Consider the following 20,972-nt stretch of genomic DNA (forward strand, 5'->3'; position numbering starts at 1 on the left):
AGATGAAAACTAAAATATTAAGTCTTGCTAATGAAGAAGTTGGTGAGATTAGCTTAAATGAAGATGTATTTGCTGTTGAATTTATCAGAGATGATATAATAAAGCAGGTTATTGATTGGCAGAGAGCTAAGGCAATGTCCGGTAACCACAAAACTAAAACAGTATCAGAAGTATTAGGAACCACAAAAAAACCTTTTAAGCAAAAAGGTACAGGTAATGCAAGACAAGGTTCCCTTAGATCGGTACAGATGCGTGGTGGTGGTGTAGCTCATGGACCTAGAGTACGTAGTCATGCAACAAAATTACCTAAAAAAGTACGAAAACTTGGTTTAATTCATGCTTTATCCGAGAAATTCGCTGAAGGAAAATTATTAGTAATAGATTCTTTAAAGCTAGATAAGCCTAAAACTTCTGCTCTTGTAAATATATTAAACAAATTTCAAGGGAAAAGTTTCTTTGTAATAGACGGAAATGAAGTAGATGTTAATTTTTCTTTAGCTGCAAAAAATATTTATAATACTGTGATTGTTCCACAAATAGGAGCAAATGTTTATGATATAATACGACATGAATATGTCCTATTATCACAAGAAGCAGTGAGCGTTTTAGAAGAGAGGTTAAGATGAGTTCTTATAAATACTACGATTTAATTAGAAAACCTATTATTACAGAAAAAACTACAACCCTTTCGGAACAAAATAAATACGCTTTTTATGTAGATAAATTTGCTGAAAAACTTACCGTTAAAAAGGCTATAGAAGAGATATTTACAGTAAAAGTAAAAAAAGTGAATATTTTAAACGTTAAAGGTAAGAAGAAAAAATTTAAAGGAATTATAGGGGCTCAAATCAATAGAAAGAAAGCTATTGTTACATTAGAAAAAGACCATAATATCGATTTTGCCGGAGGAATTAAATAAATGGCTTTAAAAAACTTTAATCCAATTACTCCTTCTCTTAGAGAGTTAGTTCAAGTTGATAAAACTAGTTTATGGAAAGGCAGACCTTTAAAATCTTTGACCAAAGGTATATCTAAAACCGGTGGACGAAATAATCAAGGTAGAATTACTTCTTGGTACAGAGGTGGAGGACACAAAAAATTATATCGTATTATTGATTTTAAAAGAAATAAAATCGATATTTCTGCTATTGTTGAAAGAATAGAGTATGACCCTAATAGAACTGCTTTTATTGCTTTAATAAAATATAAAGATGGGGAATATTCTTATATTCTAGCACCGCAAAAATTATCTGTAGGTGATAGAGTAATATCAAGTCAAGATGCTGATATAAAAATAGGAAATTGTTTACCTTTAAAATGCATTCCTATCGGTACTACTTTACATAATGTTGAAATGAAAGTCGGTAAGGGCGGTCAAATTGCAAGGTCTGCAGGTACTTCAGTAGATCTAGTGGGTAAAGATTCAGGATATGCTCAGATTAAATTAAGATCAGGTGAATTTAGGTTAGTACCTTTAGATTGTAAAGCTACTATAGGTAGTATATCTAACCCGGATCAAAAAAATATTAATTTAGGCAAAGCAGGTAGAAATAGATGGCTAGGTTGGAGGCCGCATGTTAGAGGTGTAGCAATGAATCCTGTAGATCACCCTCATGGCGGTGGTGAAGGTAAAACTTCAGGAGGTCGCCATCCTGTTACTCCTTGGGGATTTCCAACAAAGGGTAAGAAGACACGTAAAAATAAACGTACTTCAAAATTTATCGTAAAGAAAAGAAAATAGATTTTAAATTAATTAGGTATTAGTATGGCACGTTCAATATGGAAAGGGCCTTTTGTAGACGGTTATTTAATAAAGAAAGTTCAAGAATTAATGGAATCAGGTAAATCTGAAATGATTAAAACTTGGTCTAGAAGATCAACGATTTTACCTATTTTTGTAGGGTTTACCTTTTCTGTTCATAATGGAAATAAATTTATTCCGGTTTCTGTAAATGAAGAAATGGTTGGAAGAAAATTAGGTGAGTTTGCTCCTACTAGAACATTTCACGGTCATGGAGCAGATAAAAAAGTCAAAAGAAAGTAAAGATTTATTATGGTACAGGAAAATAAAAATTTTGCTACGGCACAAGCTAAATCTATTAGAGTAAGTTCAAGGAAGCTCAATTTAGTTGCAGCCTTTATTAGAAATATGAAAGTATCTGAAGCATTGGTACAATTAACTTTTTCTCCTAAAAGAATTGCAAAAGTTGTAAAAGATTGTTTACAATCTGCTGTTGCAAATGCTGAAAATAATTTAGGTCTAGATATAGATAGATTGGTTATTACTAAAGCGACTGTAGGTAAGGCTTTAGTAATGAAAAGAGTTATGCCAAGAGCAAAAGGAAGAGCAACTAGAATAAATAAGTTTTTTAGTAATCTTTATATAACTGTTACAGAAAAAGAGGATAGTTAAAATGGGGCAGAAAGTTTGTGCACATGGTTTTAGAGTTGGACCGACTTTAATTAAAGGTTGGGATTCCGTATTATATGCAGAAAAACATTATAAAACTCTTTTTATACAAGATTTAAAAATTAGGGATTTAATAAATAAGGGTTTTAATCAAGCTCAAATTAGCAGAGTTTTAATTGAACGCCCTTCTAATAAAAGTATTATAATTAATATTAATGCCAAAAAACCAAATATCATTATCGGTAGAAACGGTAGTGAAATTGATAAGCTAAAAAAAGCTATCGAGAAAATAACTTCTTTAAAAGAAGTTTATATAAATATTCACGAAGTTAGAAAATTTAATATAGATGCTGCTATAGTAGCTCAAACTATAGCACTACAGCTTGAAAAAAGAGTTTCTTTTAGAAAAGCCATGAAAACAGCAATGCAGGCTTCATTTAAACAAGGTGGACAAGGTATCAGGGTTAGTTGTTCAGGACGACTTGGAGGTGCTGAAATTGCTAGAACCGAATGGTATATAGAGGGAAGAATGCCGTTACATACTTTAAGAGCTGATATTGATTATTCAACAGCTGAGGCTATAACTACTTATGGAGTTATAGGGGTTAAAGTGTGGATTTATAAAGGTGAATATACAGAAAATAAAAGATATAATTAATTTTAAGTATTAAAATGTTAGCTCCGAAAAAACAAAAATTTAGAAAAGCTCATAAGGGTAGAGTTGCTTCAAAAGCAAAAGCAGGTACGACGCTTGCTTTTGGATCATTTGGTCTAAAGTCTATAGATGGTTGGCGTGTTACTGCAAGACAAATAGAAGCAGGAAGAAAAGCTGCTACTAGATGTATGAAAAGGCAAGGAAGATTATGGATTCGCATTTTTCCGGATGTTCCCGTTTCTAAAAAGCCTGCTGAAGTAAGAATGGGTAAAGGTAAAGGTTCTCCTGAATTTTTTGCAGTTAGAGTTTCGCCTGGAAGAATTATGTTTGAAATTGAAGGGGTAGAAGAAAATGTTGCACTTAGAGCTTTGGAGCTTGCAAGTGCAAAATTACCTGTTAGAACAAGGATAGTGAGACGTTATGAATGATTTAAAATTATTAAGAAGTAAGTTATCTACTGAAACAATAGAAGAGCTTTATAAAAACCTTAATCTTTTAAAAAAAGAATTGTTTAATTTAAGATTTCAACAAGCTTTAGGTGAGTTAAAAAATACTAGTAGGTTTTCGTTAGTCAAAAAGTCTATAGCACGTATTAAAACTGAATTAACAAAAAGATCTAATAGTGAGGAATATTAAAATGCCGAAAAGAGTGTTACAAGGTGTGGTTATAAGTTCAAAAGCTGATAAGACGGTTACAGTAAAAGTAGAAAGAAAGTTTAAGCATCCTATTTATAAAAAATTTGTGAAAGTATCTAAAAAATATGCTGCTCATGATTCAGAAAATAAATATCAAGAAGGAGATAAAGTTAGTATAATTGAAAGTCGTCCTATCTCAAAAACCAAAACATGGGTAGTGGTAAATGAGGAATAAGGTTTTTTAATCTTTGACTTTATAAGGTAGATTGTTTATTTTATTTCTCGTGTATAAAAAATTGGAAGTAGTTTATGATTCAAATGCAGAGCATCTTGGAAGTTGCAGATAATTCTGGTGCTAAAAAAGTTATGTGTATTAAAGTTTTAGGTGGCTCTCACCATATGGTGGCAAAGCTGGGTGATGTTATAGTTGTATCTGTTAAAGACGCTATACCCGGCGGTAAGGTTAAAAAGGGTGATGTTTATAAAGGCGTGATTGTTCGTACAAAGGCTGGAGTAGTAAGACCTGACGGTAGTACAATAAAATTTGATAAAAACGCATTAGTGCTTTTGAATAAACAAGATGAACCTATCGGTACTAGAGTTTTCGGGCCTGTTACAAGAGAACTTAGAGCGAAAAAATATGTTAGAATAATGTCGCTTGCAGAGGAAGTATTATAAATGATTAAATTAAAAGTAAAAAAAGGTGATGAAGTTGTTGTTATTACCGGAAAGCACAAAGGGAAAAAAGGTAAAATATTAAAAGTGTTCCCGGAGGACAGTAAAGTAATTGTTTCTGGAGTAAATTTAGTAAAAAAGCATACTAAATCTAATCAAATGAGTGAAGGCGGGATAATAACTAAAGAATTACCTATACATATCTCAAATATTGCACACATCGATCCAAAAACTGGTAACCCTACCAAGGTAGCTTTTAAATTCTTAGAAGACGGTTCTAAGGCTAGAGTAGCAAAGAAATCAGGGGAAATTATCGGTAAGGAAGGTAAATAATGTTAAGATTTAAAGAATTATATCAGCAAAAAATTATTGAAAACTTACAAAAAAAATTTTCTTATAAAAATAAACACGAAATACCGCAAATTAAGAAAATTGTTATAAATATGGGAGTAGGGAAAGCAACAGCTGATTCTAAAGTAATTAATAATGCAGTAAATGATCTTACTTTGATTTCCGGTCAGAAGCCGGTTGTAACGTTAGCGAGAAAATCTATTGCGACTTTTAAGTTACGCGAAAATATGAAAATAGGCTGCAAGGTTACATTACGTAAAGATAGAATGTATGATTTTTTAGAGAGGTTAGTAATTGTTGCATTACCCCGTGTTAAGGAATTTCGCGGTTTTTCTTATAAAAGTTTTGATGGTAAAGGGAATTTTACTTTTGGATTAAAAGAGCAGATAGTTTTCCCTGAAATTAATTACGATAAAATCGATACAATAAGGGGTATGGATATTACAATCGTTACATCTGCTAAAACAGATCAAGAAAGTAAATTTTTGTTATCAGGGTTTAATTTACCTTTTTATAATTAATTTTTAGGATATATATAATGGCAAAAGTAAGTTCTATAAAAAAGAACGAAAGTAGGAAAAAAAAATCACAAAGTTTACATAATAAACGTTTAGCACTAAAAAGTAAAATTTATGATAAAAATATTTCATTAGAAGAGCGTTTTTCTTTGGTAATGTCACTTGCACAATTACCTAGAAATTCATCATCTACTAGAATAAGAAATAGATGCGAGCTTACAGGTAGACCAAGAGGTGTTACAAGAAAGTTTGGTATATCGAGGAATAAGCTTAGAGAATTAATAGGCAGAGGCTTAGTTCCCGGTGTAGTTAAGTCAAGTTGGTAAAAGTTGATAGGTAAATCATATGTCAATGACGGATAATGTAGCAGATATGTTAACTAGAATTAGAAATGCTTATAAAAGTAAATTGATAAATGTTTCTTTTCCTAGTTCTAAAATTAAAACTTCAATTTTAGATGTTTTGCAAAAAGAAGGTTATATAAAGGATTATATAACTACTCAAAAAAATAATATTAGTTATACTGAGGTAGCTTTAAAATACTCTGTTAATGGCGATGCTTCTATATGCGAAATTCATAGAGTATCAAAGCCTGGAAAAAGAGTATATTCTGCTATTAAAGATTTGAAAGGATATTATAATAATATGGGTATATATATTCTTTCTACTCCTTACGGTGTTATGTCTGATAGAGAAGCTCATATTAAAAATGTCGGCGGCGAAGTAATTTGTAAAGTATTTTAAGGTAAAAAGAATGTCACGTGTTGGAAAATTGCCGATTACTATACCTGAAGGTGTAAAAATTGGTTTAAATGATTTAGAAGTAAAAATATCCGGACCTAAAGGTGAATTATCAAAAACTTTTAAAGGCAATATAGCAATTTCATTGGCAGAAAATAAGCTTTTAGTAAAACCTTTAGATGCAAATAAAAATGCACGTGCTATGTGGGGTACTGCAAGAAGCATAATATCAAATATGGTTACCGGCGTTAAAGAAGGTTTTAAGCTTAAACTCGAAATTAACGGAGTCGGTTATAGGGCAATGGTAAAAGGTAAATATTTAAATTTAATGCTTGCTAAAAGCCATAATACAAAAATTGAAATACCTTCAGATATTAAAATAGAGATGCCTAAGCAAAATATTATTATTCTTGAGGGAACAGATAAGGAAAAATTAGGACAATTTGCTTCAATTATTATAAAACAGAGACCACCTGAGCCTTATAAAGGAAAAGGAATTAAATTTGAAAATCAATTTATACCGCGTAAAGAAGGTAAGAAAAATTAAATTTAAGGGTTAAATATGCGTAGTGCTAAGCTAAAATTTGAAAAAAGAAGAAGTAGAATAAGACATAAAATATCTAAAACATCTAATAGAGTTAGATTATCAATATTTAAGTCAGGTAGACATATATATGCACAAATTATTGATGATTCTAAGTCTATAACGATTGCTTCTGCTTCAACTTTAGATGAGAAAATAAAAAAATTAAAAAAATCTCATTGTAATATTGAAAATGCGATCAAAGTAGGCGAAGAAATAGCAAAAAAAGCTGATTCTGCAGGGGTAAAAGACGTAGTGTTTGATAGAGGCGGATATAAGTATCACGGTGTTGTAAAAGCTCTAGCTGATGCAGCTAGAGAGAAAATAAAATTTTAGGTTATAAGGTTGTAGTAATGTCTAAAGTTAAAAAAAATGACGAGACTTTAAGTGAAGTTTTAGTTGATGTAAATAGAGTTACAAAAGTAGTAAAAGGCGGTAGAAGATTTGCTTTTTCTGCTTATGTAGTTGTCGGTGATAAAGCCGGCAGAGTCGGAGCGGGACACGGAAAAGCTAAAGAAGTAAATGAAGCTCGAGGAAAGGCAAAACAAGCCGCTAAAAAGAGAATGATGAAAGTGCCGTTATATCAAAATAGGACTATTCACCATGACGTTGTTGGTAAAAGTGGAGCTGCTAAAGTGATTTTAAGAAGAGCTAAAGCAGGTACAGGCATTATAGCCGGAGGATCTATGAGAGCAATTTTTGACTCTTTAGGCGTTCATGATATTGTTGCTAAATCAATAGGTTCAACGAATGTTTACGCAATGATTTCTGCAACATTTGATGCATTAAATAAACTTGCATCACCCAAATCTATTGCTATGAGAAGAGATAAAAAAGTAAATGAAATATTTGTAAAATCTTCTAACATTCAAGTTAATGAATAATGTTGCGTAAGTAAGGTGAAGTTATGAATAATAAGATCAGTAATATAAAAATTACTCAAGTTCAAAGTGCTATAGGTCGTAAGTATAATCAAAGATTGATATTAGTTGGGCTTGGTTTAAACAAAATTAATAAGAGCGTTATTCTTGCAAATACTAATTCAATCAAAGGGATGGTTGAAAAAGTAAAGCATTTGTTAAAAATAGAAAATATGTAATTAGAGTTTTTAAATGAGATTAAATGAATTATATAATAATATAGGTGCTAAAAAAAATAAGAAAAGAATAGCACGCGGTATTGGTAGTGGTAAAGGAAAAACCGGCGGTAGAGGAATTAAAGGTCAAAAATCTAGATCCGGCGTTGCAATAAAAGGTTTTGAAGGTGGTCAAACACCTATGATCAAAAGACTACCTAAAAGAGGGTTTAATTGTATTTCAACTAAAAAATACAATATAATAAATATTTATAATATTGAAGAAGCGTTAGCCGATGGGCGTTTAAGGGCTGATGATACTATTACGAAAGAAAAATTGGTAGAAGTCGGAGTAGTTAATAATAAAAATAATAAGAAATTAGTGAAATTATTATCTATTTGTAGTGATGATTTCGCTTCTCCTCTATCATTAAAATTAGATGCTTATTCTTCTAAAGCTAAGGATTTAATCGAGAAAGCAGGTGGAAAATTATTATAGTATATGGGGCAGAATTTTTCTAAAAAATCCGGCAATGATTTAGTTAGTCGCATTGTTTTTACTATTCTCATTCTTATAGTATGTAGATTTGGGTCTTTTATACCTATACCTGGTATAGATTCAATTGCTTTAAGTAGTGTGGCTGCAAAGAATCAATCCGGAATACTCGGAATGTTTAATATGCTATCCGGGGGATCGCTAGGTAGAATGTCCATTTTTGCTTTAGCAATTATGCCGTATATTACCGCCTCAATTATTATCCAATTAATGTCAGTTGCATATAAACCTTTGGAAAATTTAAAAAAAGAAGGGGAAGTCGGCAAAAGAAAAGTAAATCAGCTATCGAGATATTTAACGGTTCTGCTTGCTTCTTTTCAGGCTTATGGAGTTGCTATAAGTTTAGAGTCGATTGTAACAAATACCGGTCCTGTAGTAATTTTAGCGGGTTTTTTCTTTAGAGTTACAACCGTAATTACTTTGGTTGTAGGCACGATGCTATTAATGTGGTTAGGAGAACAAATTACACAACGCGGAATAGGTAATGGTACGTCTTTAATTATATTTATAGGTATAATTTCGGGAGTACCTAGTGCTATTATTAGTATGTTTGAATTATCAAGAAAAGGAGCATTATCGCCTTTAATAGCTATAGCTGTTTGTATTGGAGTAGTTGTATTAATAGCTATAATTATATTTTTTGAAAAAGCCCAAAGAAAATTATTGGTGCAGTATCCTAAAAGACAAGTAGGAAATAAAATTTATGGAGGCGAAGCAACCCATATGCCTCTCAAGTTAAATACTTCTGGTGTAATACCTCCAATATTTGCTAGTTCAATTTTACTATTTCCTGCTACGCTTGCTAATTTTTCTAATAGTAATTCAGAAACTATGGGAATGCTTACTTATTACTTAGGGCATGGAAAACCCGTATATATTTTATTATATGTAGCATTAATTATGTTTTTTAGTTTTTTTTATACTGCAATAGTATTTAATTCTGAAGAAACTGCTAATAATTTAAGAAAATACGGTGCTTATATTCCAGGTAAAAGACCAGGAAAAAATACGTCTGATTATTTTGATTATATACTTACAAGGCTTACGGTTATAGGTGGGATATATTTAAGTGTAATATGTGTAATTCCGGAGCTATTAATGAATAAATATGTAATCTCTCTTTCTTTAGGAGGTACGAGTTTTTTAATTGTAGTGAACGTGGTACTTGATACTATGACTCAGATTCAAACTTACTTATTTAGTAGTAAGTATGAAGGTTTAATGAAGAAAGTAAAATTAAAAAATTAAAAATGAGCTTTAATAGTGATAGTAATTTTTTTAGGTCCTCCAGGAGCGGGAAAGGGAACACAAGGAAAAAAGATAGCTAAAAAAATTGATTTACCACATATAGCAATCGGTGATATATTTAGAACAATTATTAAAACATCAACTAGTGAAGCAGAGTTAATTAATAATTACGTTAAGCAAGGGGAGCTTATCCCTAATGAAATAGTTAATCAAGTAATCAAAAATTTTTTATTATCCTCTGAATATAAAAACGGTTACATATTAGATGGATATCCGCGTAATTTAGAGCAAGCGAAATTTTTTGAATCATTTATTAAAGAAAAAATTAAAATAATATATTTTGATGTTTCAGATGAATTATTAATTAAAAGAATTTTAGGAAGATATAGTTGTAAAAATTGCGGTAAAATATATAATAGCTACTTCTTGCAGCCTAAAATTGATAATGTATGTGATGTTTGCGGTTCAAGTACATTTGATTATAGAAAAGACGATAATGAAGAAGTAATAAAAAAAAGAATTGAAGTATATAAAACAGAAACATATCCGTTAATAGATTATTATAAAAATAGTGGTAATTTTTATATAGTTAATGGAAGTAAAAATGAACAAGAAATAGAAATTGATATACAGAAAATACTAAAAATAAATTGACTTTATCAAAGATTTTTATATTATTTTCTAGTTACCAGTAAAGTTTTGGAGATTATTTGTGGCAAGAATTGCAAGTGTTAATATTCCTGATAATAAACGTTTAGTTGTGAGTTTAACTTACATTTATGGTCTTGGGCGTACTATGGCAGCAGAGGTCTGTAATAAAGCAAAAATATCGAAAGATAAAAAAGTGAAAGAACTGACAGATCAAGAGTTAATAAGCTTACGTAATATTATTGAAAGTGAGTATAAAGTTGAGGGTGATTTAAGACGAGAAGTTACGCTTAATATTAAGAAAAAGAAAGATATAAGATGTTATCAAGGACTTAGACATATACGTAAGTTGCCGGTGAGAGGACAGAACACGCATTCTAATGCTCGAACTAGAAAAGGTAAAGCTATTACGATCGCCGGGAAGAAAAAAGCTGTAAAATAATAGTTTATAGAGTACAAATAATGAATCAGACGGTTAAAGTTAAGAAAAAGAAAAAAACTATCACTCTTGGTGTTGTGCATATCCGAGCATCATTTAATAATACTATAGTAACATTTACTGATATTCAAGGTAATACTATTTCTTCTGCATCGGCAGGAGGTAATGGGTTTAAAGGGGCAAGAAAAGCAACACCTTATGCAGCTCAAGTAACAATTGATAGAGCATCGGAAAAAGCGAAAGAATATGGTCTAAAAACTATTTCTATTAGGATTGGAGGACCGGGAGCTCAGCGTGAATCAGCAATGAGAGCTTTATTCGGACAAAATTTTGTGGTTACATCAATTTTAGATGTATCGTCAATTGCTCATAATGGAGTAAGACCGCCAAAAAGAAGAAGAGTATAAGAGAATCATAGGTATTAAATGTTATCGTTAAGTAAAAATTGGAATACTTTAATAAAGCCTAATAAGGTCGCTTATGAAAATTTTCCAGAAACCAATAATAAAGCTAAAATTGTAGTTGAACCTTTAGAAAGAGGTTTTGGTTTAACACTCGGTAATGCTATGAGAAGAGTATTACTTTCTTCTTTACAAGGAGCAGCTATTACTTCTATAAAGATTCCTGCTATAGAACATGAATTTTCTTCTATACCCGGTGTAAAAGAAGATGTATCGGAAGTGATTTTAAACATTAAAGGTATTGAAGTAAAAATGCATGTTGCAGAAAAACGTATCATGAAATTAAAGGCAACAGGACCTTGTGTTGTAACGGCCGGTATGATTGAAACAGGTCATGATGTAGAAATACTGAATCCGGATCATGTAATTTGTGATCTAGCTAAGGACAAGCAGCTTGAAATAGCATTAACTTGCAAGGTTGGTAAAGGATATGTACTTAGCACAAATAGTTATGAGGATAATTTACCTATTGGTGAAATAGCTATAGATGCTTTATTTAATCCGGTAAAGAGTGTTACTTATAAGGTAGAAAATACTAGGGTAGGTCAGGTTACCGATTATGATAAATTAATTATGTTTGTAGAAACTAACGGTGATTTATTACCTGAAATGGCTGTAGGTTTAGCTGCACGTATTTTACAGGAGCAATTACAATTATTTATTTCTTTTGAAGAACAGGAAGAAGATAAGCAAGTTAAAACTGATGCTTTACCATTTTCACCTTATTTACTTAAGAGAGTCGATGAATTGGAATTATCGGTTAGATCGGCAAATTGTTTGAAAAATGATAATATAATATATATAGGGGATTTAGTAAAAAGAACTGAGTCCGATATGCTGAGAACTCCAAATTTCGGTAGGAAATCTTTAAATGAGATTAAAGAAATATTGGCAAAATTTAATTTAAGATTCGGTATGGATGTGCTGGATTGGCCACCAGAAAATATTCAGGAATTATCTAAACGTTATGAAGATTCTTATAATTAAGGACTAAAAAATGCGACATAAAATTACAGGCAGAAAGTTAAATGTAACAAGTAGTCATAGGCAAGCAATGCTCGCTAATATGGCTGTAGCACTTGTAACCCATGAACAAATTAAAACTACTTTACCAAAAGCTAAGGAATTAAAACCTTACATTGAAACTCTAATTACTAAAGCTAAAAAAGCTGATTTAACGGTAAGAAGAAGCGTTTTATCAAAAATAAAAGATAAAAAAGCAGTAGAAAAGCTTATGAATATTTTAGGTACCAGATATAAAGATAGACCTGGCGGTTATACTAGAATAATAAAAGCCGGATTCCGTTATGGTGATTTAGCACCGATAGCATATATTGAATTTGTAGATAGAGATATTAATGCTAAAGGAAATATACAGCAAGATGCTAATGAAGAAATTAAAAATTAAAATATAAGGGACTCGGTGATGGCTAATCATTCTTCAGCAAAAAAAGCTGCTAGACAAACAGTAAAAAGAACTCTAATCAATAAAAAACGATCTAGTGCAATAAAAACTTTTATAAAGAAAGTTGTACATGAAATCAGTCTTGGTAATAAAGAAAATGCTAACTTAGCTTTATCTGTTGCTCAGTCTAAGATAATGCAAGGTGTGAAAAAAAATATAATTAAATTAAATACCGCCTCAAGAAAAATCAGCAGATTATCAAGGCAAATAAAAAGTTTGAACGAAAGTAAATAACACTTTATAGTAATTTAAAAGCAAAAACTAATAAAATTTTGCTAAATTATTTATATACTTCTTATTAATTATAAATGATGTTATTTTACTAATTAATAAAAAATATGGGCGATTAGCTCAGCTGGTAGAGTATCTCGTTTACACCGAGAGTGTCGGCGGTTCGACTCCGTCATCGCCCACCAATCAAAAGTTTTTAGTATTTCAACGAAAATATCAAACAATGAATGAAGCTTAAACTCAAGCTTTTCAGTTTTAAATGTTACAATAGTTAAACCTATCAAGAAAAACAGTATCTTTGTGAAATGGCATTTCTAACTAAGTATATATTAGTTAATAATTTAATGCCATTGCAAGAAAATTACAAAGTAATTGACGAAATAATCCAAAAATACTAAATTTTAGCATTTTTTAGTACTTTTTCTAAATTCCTAGGTTCTTTATAGTTATAGTTTTTTATTGTGTAAATCAGGAAACACGTTCAGTGTCATACAATAGATCTCTTCGGGAACTCTACTTCTAGAGGTAATTTGTACGTCGATCCTTACCACTCGTCCTCACATACTAGTATGTACGCTCCGGTTCAAAGTGAACTGTCTCTTTCAAATTCCTCTCTAAATCCTTATTTCTGAAGAAGTCTAATAAATTTTACGTAATTCGTTGACAAGAAGAAAACGAGAAGAGATTGTCCATTTAGAGCTTGATATAGCTAGGGTTAAATAAAAATGGTATGTTATTAATTTGTCATCCCGTGGCTTGACGGGATCCAAAACTTTTTAAGGTTTTCTGGATACCGGGAACAAGTCCAGGTATGACAGTTTATATCTTTATTTATCTCGCTTTAGCCATAGTTACGTATTTCATTATAATATTACATTGCACGAGGAAGTGGAAGTTAAAGCAGTGAATAAAGTAAAATGATAGTTGTTAAAATACAAAATAACCAAAGGTTGCTAATATATTTAAAGTTAAAATATTATTGCAATAATTTGAACACTAAAGTAAAAAATCATATTGATGATATAGAGGAGGTTAAAAAAGGCATTTACTACGCTTGTAAATATCACGGTTCTCAAATGCGTCAATCAGGTGATCCTTATTACTCGCATCCGATTGAGGTGACGATTATGCTTGCGGAGTTTGTAGCTGAAAAAGTTCCTAAGCTTTTTACGACCATAATGCTACAAGCTGCGTTACTTTATGGTACTATTGAGGATATAGAATTAACTGAAGAAATGATTAACGGCCTTTTTGGAGCAAGAGGTAGCGAAACATGTAGAAGGCCTAACTAGAATTAAACCTTACGGGAAAATCACTGCTGAAGAAAGGTTAAATCTGTTAATTAAACAGAAAAGATATAATACGGCACTTATAAAACTTTTTGATAGAGTCCATAATATACAGATTTTAGGAGCTAAATCATCTGAGAAAGCTAAAAAAATTATTGAAGAGACTTTAATAAATTTTGTAACTATAGCTGCATACTTTAAAATTCCAGTAATAAAAGAAAGGCTCTTATTTTTATGCTATTAGTATCTATATCCTAAAGATTATCAGCTGAAACGGTCACTAACGAAGTTTGAGGATAACTTTCAACCACTTTATCCAGCTTTTCATAATATAATATTCCCCACGTAAAACCTATACTTACTGTAATTAATATAAACAATACTCCCCAATTATCAAAATATTTAACTAAAAAAACTAGTCCAAGAGAGGTAATAATATGTATTAAGGCTTGTGATAAAGCAAATAACCAACTTGGGTAGGTAAAATGTTTAAAAATTGGAAAATGTTATATATATAGGTATAGCAGGAAAAGCATCAGGTCTTATGAACCTAAATTTACTATTGAGACAATAAAATTATTATGTATGATCTGTTTACTGGTGTAACCAAAGGTATTTTTTAATATATTACTACAATGTGAGTAGGTAAAATAAAATGATACAGGCCATGCACATTCAATTAAAAAATAAGCCAAACAGTTTTTTTATTGACCTTTTCTTGTAGCAGAAAATGGTTTTTTAATTTTTTAATATTTAATAGCATCAGCTAAGCTTTCTTGAAGTTGGTGTTTTGCATCTGTAAATACAGGAGTTCCCCGTAAAGTAGTTCGTGCAGTTAGTCCAATCACGGCAATAACTGCTCCCATCCAAAAGGCTATACGCCAACTAAACTATAGCTGGTAACTATAGATGCTATACCGAGTGCTGCAACGCTTCCTACAGTAGATGCTGTGACAATCATGGCCACGCTTGAATATTGAGTAGGAGGTTTTGTGATTTCGGTTAAGCAAATTTGAACCCCAATAATTTTGCCCATTGATGAGATTCCTTGAGCAACTCTACATAATGTTATAACTACTAGTAGCAGCTATACCTATTTCTGAGTAAGGAGAAAGAGTCGCTGTAATAATGCAGGTAATTGCCATAATAGCTGTGGTGATAATGCTTTTCTGCCTATATTGTCACCAATCCAACCAAATATTATAGCCCCTACCAGTCTAAAAACGAAAGTAGAACAAAACGCAAAAGCATTAAGAAGTGAATTAACAAAAGGATCATACTGAGGAAAAAATAAATCATTTAAAAGTACTGCCATATGAACATATAGCATAAGATCAAAATATTCTAAAAAAGTACCTATAGGATAGTAAGCCTATAGCCCGTTTTTGTTCTCTGTTTAAACTTTTTTCGTATCCCAACACAATTTTTTCTAAAAAGTTAATTTATAGAAAGGTTATATTGAGAAGATTTCAAGTCAAGGAAAAAGTTACAAAGTTTTATGATTATACTTATTTAAAACTTCTTTGACTAATGAAGTTGTTATTTTTCTTTTGGAAATTAAAGCAAAATAGTTAATATTGTCTAATATTTCTATAATTTTAGAATATTCCCTAGGCAAATTTACTAAAAGAAAATCTATTATTTGTCCGGATATTGTTACCGAAGAAATAGCAAAATGCTTAAATATTAGAATTTTGATTAACTCATCGTCAGGTGAGTTTAATAGCATACTAAGTACTGATTTAATACGTGAAGATAAATCGGGTAAAGTAAAATTTCTGCTTTTATCAGATGCGGTAAGTAAAAGATATTTTTGTTTTTCGTTAATAATATTAAATATATGAAGTAATGTCGGCTCTTGCCAGTTTTCAATATCTTCAATGATGAAAGCATTATATTTTTCTAAAATTTCTTCATTAAAAAAAATATCTTTAATAATATAGGCATTGCTTAAATTTTGCCATATTTTAGTTAAATAAGTTTTGCCTGACGAAGAAGGTCCTTTAATTAATAAAGTAAATTTATAAGGGTTAACGCCAAAGCCGCACTGCCAATTTTTTATAATATTATAAGCTTGATTGTTAGAACTAGAAACAATAAATTCATCAGGATGATATTTATTAGAAGTAGTAAAACGAAATATATATTGCTGCACTATTATAAGAATTTTTTAGCCGTCTATTCGATAGAATTTGCTAGATTTATAAAATTTAATTAGATTCAAAAGTAAAATTTTTGTAATCCCTGCAATCGGTATAGCAAAAAATATTCCGATAATTCCAAATAAACTGCCGCAGGCAAAAATTGAGAATATAATCCAAAGAGGATGCAACCCTATTTTATCACCGATAATTTTAGGGGTGAAAATATAAGACTCGCAAATATTTCCAACTAGATAAATTATCATTATATATAATAATTTGGTAGTTACACCAAAAGTTAAATAGCCGATAATTAGAGTTAAAAGAAACGATATAAAAGTACCAAGGAAAGGAATAATAACTAAAAATCCTGTTAAAATGCCAAGTAAAAGAGCGAGATCAATACCTATTACGGTAAATGCAATACTATAATAAGTAGATAATAATAAGCAAATATTTAGTTGTCCTCTTATGTAAGCAGATAACAGATTATTAATTGCCGATAATATTTCAAGGATTTTCGGTCGGGTTTTTATAGGTAATAATGATTGCATGTTTGCAATAATTTTAGCCCAATCACGTAGGAAATAGAATAATATTATAGGTATAAGTAAAAATAAAACAAATATGTTAATAGTTATAATAGTATAACGCCAAAAATTATTAGCAATACTGCCAAGTATAGTAAATATACTATTTATAAAATTGCTTAAAGAATTCTTGATTTTATCGGCAATATCAGGTTCTATCGAATAAATTTTTGCCATTATAGGCGGTAATATTTCTGTCTGTAAATAATTGTTATATTTTGGAATATTATTTATAAAAGTAAAAATTTGTCCATAAATTATCGGCACTAAAATAGTTAAGCTTAAGAAAAATATGCTCAAAAATATCAGATAAATTATGCTTGATGCAAATTTATTTGATATTTTAAATTTTGATGCGATAAAACCTATAGCAGGTTGTAGTAAGTAAGATAGTATAAATGCGATAAAAAATGGTTTTACTGCGTCTGAAATTAGCATAAAACCGCTTATAAAAAGCCCTAAAAAAACTAGCCAAAATATAACGGTTCTATTCATATTATTTTTCCCATTTTCTACACGAAGATCAACTTCAAAAAGAGCAGAAGTTCACAAGGCGAAGATCACAGCGTATACTTAATACGTGAGAACCGAAGCTCTTGTAAAACGACGATGCCAATTTTTGAAGTTCATCGAGTATTAAGGTTTTTTAACTACTTGTACGGTAGCAGGACGAAGTAGTCTATCTCTAATTTTATATCCTGATTGCATTAAAGTAATAATACTATTCGGTGCATGATCAGGATGTTCTATCTGCGCAATTGCATTATGTAAATTATAGTCGAACATTGATCCTATTTCCGGCTTTATTTCTTCAATATGATGTTTATGAAAGATTTTGTCTAGCTCGTCTTTAGTCATCTGAACGCCTGCAATAATATTTGTGACTTCTACATCAGAATTTGCCGGTTTATGTGCTAATGCTCTTGAAAGATTATCACTAACATTTAGTAGTTCTTTAGCAAATGTAGCAATTGCATAATCTTTTGCTTCGTCACGTGCTTTTTCTAAACGCTTTCTTGTATTGTCTATTTCGGCAGTAGTTCTTATTAGCTTATCTTTTAGCTCTTCAATCTCGGCTTTTAACGCTGTTATCTCCGGATTTGCCGTTTCAACTATCTCTTCAGCAATATCATTTATTGTTTGTTCATTATTTTCTATATTATCGTCTATCATATTATTTACTTTATATTTATGTTCTTTTTTGAGATATATATAGATATAATAAAAATTTTTTCAATGGTATACTCGTTTAATTTGAAAAATTGGCATCGTTGTTTCGTATTTTTTTTATCCTCACGTACTAGTATGTATGCTGCGGTCAAAAAATATGAAATGCCTTACTCTTTTCCAAATTAAACTTCGTCTACTATTTATTTTTACTTATGGAGTACAAATTGTATTATGAGACAGTCAGGAAGAGAAAGCAACCAATTACGTCCTATTTCATTAGAATTATCCCCGCTTATTAATGCGGAAGGTTCATGTCTTATTAAAATAGGTAATACACATGTCATGTGTAGTGCTACTTGTGAAACTACCGTACCGCCATTCTTGAGGGGACAAAATCAAGGCTGGATTACTGCTGAGTACGGTATGCTTCCCGGTTCTACATCACAGCGTATTAAAAGAGAAGTGGCACTCGGAAAACAAGGCGGAAGAACGCAAGAGATACAGCGTTTAATAGGTAGGGCGATGCGATGTGTAATTGATGTGAAGAAACTCGGCGAGAGGCAAATTATTATAGATTGTGATGTTATTAATGCTGACGGCGGTACTAGAACTGCAGCAATAACAGGAAGCTACGTAGCATTGCACCTAGCTATTAGGTCCTTGATGAAAAAGAGAGTTTTAAAGGTGAACCCGTTAATTAGTCAAATTGCAGCTATTTCTTGCGGTGTATATAAAGGTGAGGCGATACTAGATTTGGATTATTTAGAAGATAGTGATGCGGACGTGGATAGTAATTTTGTGTTTGCAGGTAACGGTAATTTAATCGAAGTACAAGGCACGGCAGAGAAAAATCCTTTTTCAGAAGAGCAGTTTTTAGCAATGTTAAAACTTGCTAAAGGTGGAGTTGTGGAATTATTTAAACTACAAAATCAGGTACTGCTTGGGTCTTAGAAAGTTGCTAAGTGGATCAGTTCTCCCGTCATTGCAAAAAATGCTAATTTATAGCATTTTTTTATTATTTTTCTGGATTGCCGCATCGCTTTGCTCCTCGTAATGACGGTGCATGTATCCACGCAACCAATCTTCCACGAGAATAACGTATTTATTAAGCGTATGGATTATCATCAAAAGAAATATGTTCACCTGATAATATAATTATCTTATCTCGATTGGTATTATTTATAAATACCTTATGATTAAGATCTGTTACTTTAACACTACTGCCCTAAGATTAATTCCGCAACATTGCCTAGGCTTTCAAACGTAACACGCTGATTAGCTCCAATTGTTATTTTATCGGGGGATATATTAATATTTGCTGTTCTACTTTCTTCGGTAAAAGTAATAGTTCTATATTTTGGATCGTTCATATTTTCCTCTTTGAATGAATTTTAAGTTATAAAATCATTACTACAATATTCCAATATACTACTTCAATTAAAAATTTTTTACCTAGCTCCTTACTCAATTTATAATTGCTGTTATAGTGTGTTTTTTAAATTTAAGCAGCTATGGTATTAAGATTATATTATTGTCTAGTATGCCTTATAATTATTTTTGATATTAATAAGGTACATGCTTCGGCATGGTTGTTAGAGCAGGGAAGATATAGATATATTGTAGGGGGTAATAAAGTTAATAAGATATCAAAAAACAAGAAAAAGCAAAGAGAAGAAGTCGTTTTATACATAAGAGAAATAGTAGCTTATCTATAGGAATACCTCAAAAAGTAAGCGATCAGCCGAGTCTTCATACAAAAATCTTACGACAAATAAAAAGATTAGAGCAGAAGATAGTAGAATTATCCTCTGATCAATATGAGCAATTTGTAAATAGTACTGTAGAATACGGTATTACCGATAATCAAAATATTGGAGTACATTTTTTGTACAAAGAAGATAAATTTTTGAATGAAAAAACATAAGCACGGATGCTTCTATTTACTATAAATTGAAGCTATTTGAAGATAAAGATTTTGTTATTTCGGCTCAGCCTAAAATTTTAATGAGTAAGAGTAAAAAACTTAAAGAAGATTTTTTAGGTGAGATATCTTTACTAATGGGAATGTCTAAAAATATCCGCCCTGTTACTATTTTTAATCAAAATATATTTAGCTTTGGACATTCAATTAATATTGGTTCTAAGAAGATGTAATTTTTCTACTTGTGAAGGGATTAAATTTAAAAACGGTATAATGCTTAAAATTACAGCTATGTATATATATGATAGTTCAGTTTATGAGCAGCTAGGAATTGCAAAGATAATTAATTTTAGTAAAGAGAATAGAAACTTGTTAACTGCTCAAATCGGTTCTTTTTGGGATCGCAGTCTTTCAAATAAGAAATATAAAATATCAGGTATAAGTTTTTCAGCATGGTTAGATGTATAAATGAAGATATAATATTACAGATAATCAGAGATAAAAACTTATTAGGTAAAAAACAAGCTACTAGTTTAAAAGCTATTATCGAAGAAGCAATTATCGATAATGAGATAATGATTGATATATTATATGAAAATATAATATTGCCGCTAATAAGCAATATTTCTTATATTAAAATTTATCATTATTCTTATATACAAGCCTATGTAGTGAATGGTTATTGTATATATGAAGATGTTCACGGTAATACAATACTGCTATAAATGAAAAATATTGTTTTATAAATTATTAGAAAAAAATTTCGCCCATTTAACAAAGAATTAAGTAAGTTAAGGTTAATAATTAAAAATATTTCATTAATTAATTATCCAAAAGATAAGTTAGGCGTTAAAATTATTATCGAAGATGACGATTATCTAATGATTAAAGAAATAGTGTTATATAATTTACCGTCTTATTTTCATGTTATAAGCCGAAAGCCCTTAATTATGCCCTAGAATATTCACGTGGCGAGTATCTAGTAGTATATGATGCTGAAGATAAACCTGAACAGCTACTTAAAGCTCTAGCAATGTTTAAAAACTTGTCTCTAGAATATGCTTGTCTTTAAGCTAAGCTTAATTTTTATAATAAAAATGAGAATATTTTAACCAAAATAATGGTATGGACCTACCCTATATACAGAATGAGAAGCAGAAGCTAATCTT

General features: G+C 30.7%; 33 protein-coding genes, 1 tRNA gene and 3 pseudogenes. 32 read left to right on the top strand and 5 right to left on the bottom strand.

Features of this window, described 5'->3' with window-relative positions:
• Positions 1–2: 2 nt before the first annotated feature.
• The 28 genes and pseudogenes from rplD to AB4K15_RS07015 all read left to right on the top strand — a co-directional run bounded on the left by rplD (position 3) and on the right by AB4K15_RS07015 (position 14,330).
• Positions 3–626, top strand: coding sequence for a 50S ribosomal protein L4 (gene rplD / locus AB4K15_RS06880; RefSeq protein WP_032073486.1), 624 nt, complete (start codon positions 3–5; stop codon positions 624–626).
• Positions 623–919, top strand: a complete 297-nt coding sequence (gene rplW / locus AB4K15_RS06885; RefSeq protein ID WP_032073485.1) for a 50S ribosomal protein L23 — start codon at positions 623–625, stop codon at positions 917–919. The genes rplD and rplW overlap by 4 nt, the downstream gene beginning before the upstream one ends.
• A complete protein-coding gene (gene rplB, locus AB4K15_RS06890) occupies positions 920–1,741 on the top strand; it encodes a 50S ribosomal protein L2 (RefSeq protein WP_032073484.1) in 822 nt (273 codons plus the stop codon). It abuts the gene before it with no gap.
• 24 nt (positions 1,742–1,765) lie between these two features.
• A complete protein-coding gene (gene rpsS / locus AB4K15_RS06895) occupies positions 1,766–2,044 on the top strand; it encodes a 30S ribosomal protein S19 (protein ID WP_032073483.1) in 279 nt (92 codons plus the stop codon).
• A gap of 9 nt (positions 2,045–2,053) precedes the next feature.
• On the top strand, positions 2,054–2,413 hold the full coding sequence (gene rplV, locus AB4K15_RS06900) for a 50S ribosomal protein L22 (RefSeq protein WP_032073482.1): 360 nt from the start codon (positions 2,054–2,056) through the stop codon (positions 2,411–2,413).
• Position 2,414: 1 nt separating this feature from the next.
• Positions 2,415–3,068 (top strand): 30S ribosomal protein S3, encoded by a 654-nt coding sequence (gene rpsC / locus AB4K15_RS06905; RefSeq protein WP_032073481.1) that lies wholly within the window; start codon positions 2,415–2,417, stop codon positions 3,066–3,068.
• 14 nt (positions 3,069–3,082) lie between these two features.
• Positions 3,083–3,493, top strand: a complete 411-nt coding sequence (gene rplP / locus AB4K15_RS06910) for a 50S ribosomal protein L16 (protein ID WP_011270636.1) — start codon at positions 3,083–3,085, stop codon at positions 3,491–3,493.
• Positions 3,486–3,701: a 50S ribosomal protein L29 gene (gene rpmC / locus AB4K15_RS06915; protein ID WP_004596213.1), complete on the top strand. Its 216-nt coding sequence runs from the start codon at positions 3,486–3,488 to the stop codon at positions 3,699–3,701. Before rplP ends, rpmC begins: the two co-directional genes overlap by 8 nt.
• Before the next feature lies 1 nt (position 3,702).
• On the top strand, positions 3,703–3,936 hold the full coding sequence (rpsQ, locus tag AB4K15_RS06920; RefSeq protein ID WP_032073480.1) for a 30S ribosomal protein S17: 234 nt from the start codon (positions 3,703–3,705) through the stop codon (positions 3,934–3,936).
• Between the two features lie 74 nt (positions 3,937–4,010).
• Positions 4,011–4,379 carry a 50S ribosomal protein L14 gene (gene rplN / locus AB4K15_RS06925; protein WP_032073479.1) on the top strand — a complete coding sequence of 123 codons (369 nt, stop codon included), beginning with the start codon at positions 4,011–4,013 and terminating at the stop codon, positions 4,377–4,379.
• Positions 4,380–4,709, top strand: coding sequence for a 50S ribosomal protein L24 (rplX, locus tag AB4K15_RS06930; protein WP_032073478.1), 330 nt, complete (start codon positions 4,380–4,382; stop codon positions 4,707–4,709).
• The gene (gene rplE / locus AB4K15_RS06935) at positions 4,709–5,248 is read left to right on the top strand and encodes a 50S ribosomal protein L5 (RefSeq protein ID WP_032073477.1); all 540 of its coding nucleotides are present in this window, start codon (positions 4,709–4,711) and stop codon (positions 5,246–5,248) included. Before rplX ends, rplE begins: the two co-directional genes overlap by 1 nt.
• 17 nt (positions 5,249–5,265) lie before the next feature.
• A complete protein-coding gene (rpsN, locus tag AB4K15_RS06940) occupies positions 5,266–5,571 on the top strand; it encodes a 30S ribosomal protein S14 (protein WP_008580947.1) in 306 nt (101 codons plus the stop codon).
• Between the two features lie 19 nt (positions 5,572–5,590).
• A complete protein-coding gene (gene rpsH / locus AB4K15_RS06945) occupies positions 5,591–5,989 on the top strand; it encodes a 30S ribosomal protein S8 (RefSeq protein WP_010977581.1) in 399 nt (132 codons plus the stop codon).
• 10 nt (positions 5,990–5,999) lie between these two features.
• On the top strand, positions 6,000–6,533 hold the full coding sequence (gene rplF, locus AB4K15_RS06950) for a 50S ribosomal protein L6 (RefSeq protein WP_032073476.1): 534 nt from the start codon (positions 6,000–6,002) through the stop codon (positions 6,531–6,533).
• A 15-nt stretch (positions 6,534–6,548) separates the two neighbouring features.
• Positions 6,549–6,905: a 50S ribosomal protein L18 gene (rplR, locus tag AB4K15_RS06955; protein WP_032073475.1), complete on the top strand. Its 357-nt coding sequence runs from the start codon at positions 6,549–6,551 to the stop codon at positions 6,903–6,905.
• Positions 6,906–6,922: 17 nt separating this feature from the next.
• Entirely contained in the window at positions 6,923–7,453 is a 531-nt protein-coding gene (gene rpsE, locus AB4K15_RS06960) for a 30S ribosomal protein S5 (protein WP_032073474.1), read from the top strand.
• A gap of 23 nt (positions 7,454–7,476) precedes the next feature.
• Positions 7,477–7,668, top strand: a complete 192-nt coding sequence (gene rpmD, locus AB4K15_RS06965) for a 50S ribosomal protein L30 (RefSeq protein WP_032073473.1) — start codon at positions 7,477–7,479, stop codon at positions 7,666–7,668.
• Positions 7,669–7,681: 13 nt separating this feature from the next.
• Positions 7,682–8,143, top strand: coding sequence for a 50S ribosomal protein L15 (rplO, locus tag AB4K15_RS06970; protein ID WP_032073472.1), 462 nt, complete (start codon positions 7,682–7,684; stop codon positions 8,141–8,143).
• Positions 8,144–8,146: 3 nt separating this feature from the next.
• A complete protein-coding gene (gene secY, locus AB4K15_RS06975; protein WP_017442474.1) occupies positions 8,147–9,448 on the top strand; it encodes a preprotein translocase subunit SecY in 1,302 nt (433 codons plus the stop codon).
• 15 nt (positions 9,449–9,463) lie between these two features.
• Positions 9,464–10,102 carry an adenylate kinase gene (locus AB4K15_RS06980; RefSeq protein WP_032073471.1) on the top strand — a complete coding sequence of 213 codons (639 nt, stop codon included), beginning with the start codon at positions 9,464–9,466 and terminating at the stop codon, positions 10,100–10,102.
• A 58-nt stretch (positions 10,103–10,160) separates the two neighbouring features.
• Positions 10,161–10,538, top strand: coding sequence for a 30S ribosomal protein S13 (gene rpsM / locus AB4K15_RS06985; RefSeq protein ID WP_032073470.1), 378 nt, complete (start codon positions 10,161–10,163; stop codon positions 10,536–10,538).
• 20 nt (positions 10,539–10,558) lie between these two features.
• Positions 10,559–10,942 (top strand): 30S ribosomal protein S11, encoded by a 384-nt coding sequence (rpsK, locus tag AB4K15_RS06990; protein WP_008580920.1) that lies wholly within the window; start codon positions 10,559–10,561, stop codon positions 10,940–10,942.
• An 18-nt stretch (positions 10,943–10,960) separates the two neighbouring features.
• On the top strand, positions 10,961–11,983 hold the full coding sequence (locus tag AB4K15_RS06995; protein WP_032073469.1) for a DNA-directed RNA polymerase subunit alpha: 1,023 nt from the start codon (positions 10,961–10,963) through the stop codon (positions 11,981–11,983).
• Between the two features lie 10 nt (positions 11,984–11,993).
• Positions 11,994–12,404: a 50S ribosomal protein L17 gene (gene rplQ / locus AB4K15_RS07000; RefSeq protein ID WP_500225421.1), complete on the top strand. Its 411-nt coding sequence runs from the start codon at positions 11,994–11,996 to the stop codon at positions 12,402–12,404.
• Between the two features lie 18 nt (positions 12,405–12,422).
• Entirely contained in the window at positions 12,423–12,695 is a 273-nt protein-coding gene (gene rpsT / locus AB4K15_RS07005; RefSeq protein ID WP_014365557.1) for a 30S ribosomal protein S20, read from the top strand.
• A gap of 106 nt (positions 12,696–12,801) precedes the next feature.
• Positions 12,802–12,877 (top strand) — tRNA-Val (locus tag AB4K15_RS07010).
• Positions 12,878–13,609: 732 nt separating this feature from the next.
• A pseudogene (locus AB4K15_RS07015) lies at positions 13,610–14,330 on the top strand (HD domain-containing protein).
• Here AB4K15_RS07015 and AB4K15_RS07020 read toward each other — a convergent pair.
• From AB4K15_RS07020 to grpE, 4 genes and pseudogenes are all read right to left on the bottom strand, one after another.
• A pseudogene (locus AB4K15_RS07020) lies at positions 14,236–15,402 on the bottom strand (MFS transporter). The pseudogenes AB4K15_RS07015 and AB4K15_RS07020 overlap by 95 nt on opposite strands.
• 65 nt (positions 15,403–15,467) lie before the next feature.
• Positions 15,468–16,136 carry an HdaA/DnaA family protein gene (locus AB4K15_RS07025; protein ID WP_032073466.1) on the bottom strand — a complete coding sequence of 223 codons (669 nt, stop codon included), beginning with the start codon at positions 16,134–16,136 and terminating at the stop codon, positions 15,468–15,470.
• Positions 16,137–16,151: 15 nt separating this feature from the next.
• Positions 16,152–17,207: an AI-2E family transporter gene (locus tag AB4K15_RS07030; protein WP_032073465.1), complete on the bottom strand. Its 1,056-nt coding sequence runs from the start codon at positions 17,205–17,207 to the stop codon at positions 16,152–16,154.
• Between the two features lie 141 nt (positions 17,208–17,348).
• The gene (grpE, locus tag AB4K15_RS07035; RefSeq protein WP_032073464.1) at positions 17,349–17,885 is read right to left on the bottom strand and encodes a nucleotide exchange factor GrpE; all 537 of its coding nucleotides are present in this window, start codon (positions 17,883–17,885) and stop codon (positions 17,349–17,351) included.
• 228 nt (positions 17,886–18,113) lie between these two features.
• On the opposite strand from grpE, the gene rph reads away from it, so the two are divergent.
• Positions 18,114–18,833: a ribonuclease PH gene (rph, locus tag AB4K15_RS07040; RefSeq protein ID WP_032073463.1), complete on the top strand. Its 720-nt coding sequence runs from the start codon at positions 18,114–18,116 to the stop codon at positions 18,831–18,833.
• Positions 18,834–19,099: 266 nt separating this feature from the next.
• Here rph and AB4K15_RS07045 read toward each other — a convergent pair whose 3' ends face one another.
• Positions 19,100–19,252, bottom strand: a complete 153-nt coding sequence (locus AB4K15_RS07045; protein ID WP_500225426.1) for a hypothetical protein — start codon at positions 19,250–19,252, stop codon at positions 19,100–19,102.
• Between the two features lie 141 nt (positions 19,253–19,393).
• Between AB4K15_RS07045 and AB4K15_RS07050 the strand changes: the two genes are divergently transcribed.
• The 3 genes and pseudogenes from AB4K15_RS07050 to AB4K15_RS07060 all read left to right on the top strand — a co-directional run bounded on the left by AB4K15_RS07050 (position 19,394) and on the right by AB4K15_RS07060 (position 20,528).
• On the top strand, positions 19,394–19,597 hold the full coding sequence (locus tag AB4K15_RS07050; protein WP_032073462.1) for a hypothetical protein: 204 nt from the start codon (positions 19,394–19,396) through the stop codon (positions 19,595–19,597).
• A gap of 170 nt (positions 19,598–19,767) precedes the next feature.
• A pseudogene (locus AB4K15_RS07055) lies at positions 19,768–20,271 on the top strand (hypothetical protein).
• On the top strand, positions 20,256–20,528 hold the full coding sequence (locus AB4K15_RS07060) for a hypothetical protein (protein WP_500225428.1): 273 nt from the start codon (positions 20,256–20,258) through the stop codon (positions 20,526–20,528). The pseudogene AB4K15_RS07055 and the gene AB4K15_RS07060 overlap by 16 nt, the downstream one beginning before the upstream one ends.
• Positions 20,529–20,972 lie beyond the last annotated feature (444 nt).

The sequence above is a fragment of the Rickettsia aeschlimannii genome (assembly GCF_047973405.1).
GTDB classification, from domain to species: Bacteria; Pseudomonadota; Alphaproteobacteria; order Rickettsiales; family Rickettsiaceae; genus Rickettsia; species Rickettsia rickettsii.

Excerpts from the sequence above, each read along its gene's own strand:
- rplD (WP_032073486.1), top strand. The coding sequence starts at position 3 with ATGAAAACTAAAATATTAAGTCTTGCTAATGAAGAAGTTGGTGAGATT.
- rplW (WP_032073485.1), top strand. The coding sequence starts at position 623 with ATGAGTTCTTATAAATACTACGATTTAATTAGAAAACCTATTATTACA.
- rplB (WP_032073484.1), top strand. The coding sequence starts at position 920 with ATGGCTTTAAAAAACTTTAATCCAATTACTCCTTCTCTTAGAGAGTTA.
- rpsS (WP_032073483.1), top strand. The coding sequence starts at position 1,766 with ATGGCACGTTCAATATGGAAAGGGCCTTTTGTAGACGGTTATTTAATA.
- rplV (WP_032073482.1), top strand. The coding sequence starts at position 2,054 with ATGGTACAGGAAAATAAAAATTTTGCTACGGCACAAGCTAAATCTATT.
- rpsC (WP_032073481.1), top strand. The coding sequence starts at position 2,415 with ATGGGGCAGAAAGTTTGTGCACATGGTTTTAGAGTTGGACCGACTTTA.
- rplP (WP_011270636.1), top strand. The coding sequence starts at position 3,083 with ATGTTAGCTCCGAAAAAACAAAAATTTAGAAAAGCTCATAAGGGTAGA.
- rpmC (WP_004596213.1), top strand. The coding sequence starts at position 3,486 with ATGAATGATTTAAAATTATTAAGAAGTAAGTTATCTACTGAAACAATA.
- rpsQ (WP_032073480.1), top strand. The coding sequence starts at position 3,703 with ATGCCGAAAAGAGTGTTACAAGGTGTGGTTATAAGTTCAAAAGCTGAT.
- rplN (WP_032073479.1), top strand. The coding sequence starts at position 4,011 with ATGATTCAAATGCAGAGCATCTTGGAAGTTGCAGATAATTCTGGTGCT.
- rplX (WP_032073478.1), top strand. The coding sequence starts at position 4,380 with ATGATTAAATTAAAAGTAAAAAAAGGTGATGAAGTTGTTGTTATTACC.
- rplE (WP_032073477.1), top strand. The coding sequence starts at position 4,709 with ATGTTAAGATTTAAAGAATTATATCAGCAAAAAATTATTGAAAACTTA.
- rpsN (WP_008580947.1), top strand. The coding sequence starts at position 5,266 with ATGGCAAAAGTAAGTTCTATAAAAAAGAACGAAAGTAGGAAAAAAAAA.
- rpsH (WP_010977581.1), top strand. The coding sequence starts at position 5,591 with ATGTCAATGACGGATAATGTAGCAGATATGTTAACTAGAATTAGAAAT.
- rplF (WP_032073476.1), top strand. The coding sequence starts at position 6,000 with ATGTCACGTGTTGGAAAATTGCCGATTACTATACCTGAAGGTGTAAAA.
- rplR (WP_032073475.1), top strand. The coding sequence starts at position 6,549 with ATGCGTAGTGCTAAGCTAAAATTTGAAAAAAGAAGAAGTAGAATAAGA.
- rpsE (WP_032073474.1), top strand. The coding sequence starts at position 6,923 with ATGTCTAAAGTTAAAAAAAATGACGAGACTTTAAGTGAAGTTTTAGTT.
- rpmD (WP_032073473.1), top strand. The coding sequence starts at position 7,477 with ATGAATAATAAGATCAGTAATATAAAAATTACTCAAGTTCAAAGTGCT.
- rplO (WP_032073472.1), top strand. The coding sequence starts at position 7,682 with ATGAGATTAAATGAATTATATAATAATATAGGTGCTAAAAAAAATAAG.
- secY (WP_017442474.1), top strand. The coding sequence starts at position 8,147 with ATGGGGCAGAATTTTTCTAAAAAATCCGGCAATGATTTAGTTAGTCGC.
- rpsK (WP_008580920.1), top strand. The coding sequence starts at position 10,559 with ATGAATCAGACGGTTAAAGTTAAGAAAAAGAAAAAAACTATCACTCTT.
- AB4K15_RS06995 (WP_032073469.1), top strand. The coding sequence starts at position 10,961 with ATGTTATCGTTAAGTAAAAATTGGAATACTTTAATAAAGCCTAATAAG.
- rplQ (WP_500225421.1), top strand. The coding sequence starts at position 11,994 with ATGCGACATAAAATTACAGGCAGAAAGTTAAATGTAACAAGTAGTCAT.
- rpsT (WP_014365557.1), top strand. The coding sequence starts at position 12,423 with ATGGCTAATCATTCTTCAGCAAAAAAAGCTGCTAGACAAACAGTAAAA.
- AB4K15_RS07030 (WP_032073465.1), bottom strand. The coding sequence starts at position 17,207 with ATGAATAGAACCGTTATATTTTGGCTAGTTTTTTTAGGGCTTTTTATA.
- grpE (WP_032073464.1), bottom strand. The coding sequence starts at position 17,885 with ATGATAGACGATAATATAGAAAATAATGAACAAACAATAAATGATATT.
- rph (WP_032073463.1), top strand. The coding sequence starts at position 18,114 with ATGAGACAGTCAGGAAGAGAAAGCAACCAATTACGTCCTATTTCATTA.
- AB4K15_RS07045 (WP_500225426.1), bottom strand. The coding sequence starts at position 19,252 with ATGAACGATCCAAAATATAGAACTATTACTTTTACCGAAGAAAGTAGA.
- AB4K15_RS07050 (WP_032073462.1), top strand. The coding sequence starts at position 19,394 with ATGGTATTAAGATTATATTATTGTCTAGTATGCCTTATAATTATTTTT.
- AB4K15_RS07060 (WP_500225428.1), top strand. The coding sequence starts at position 20,256 with ATGGTTAGATGTATAAATGAAGATATAATATTACAGATAATCAGAGAT.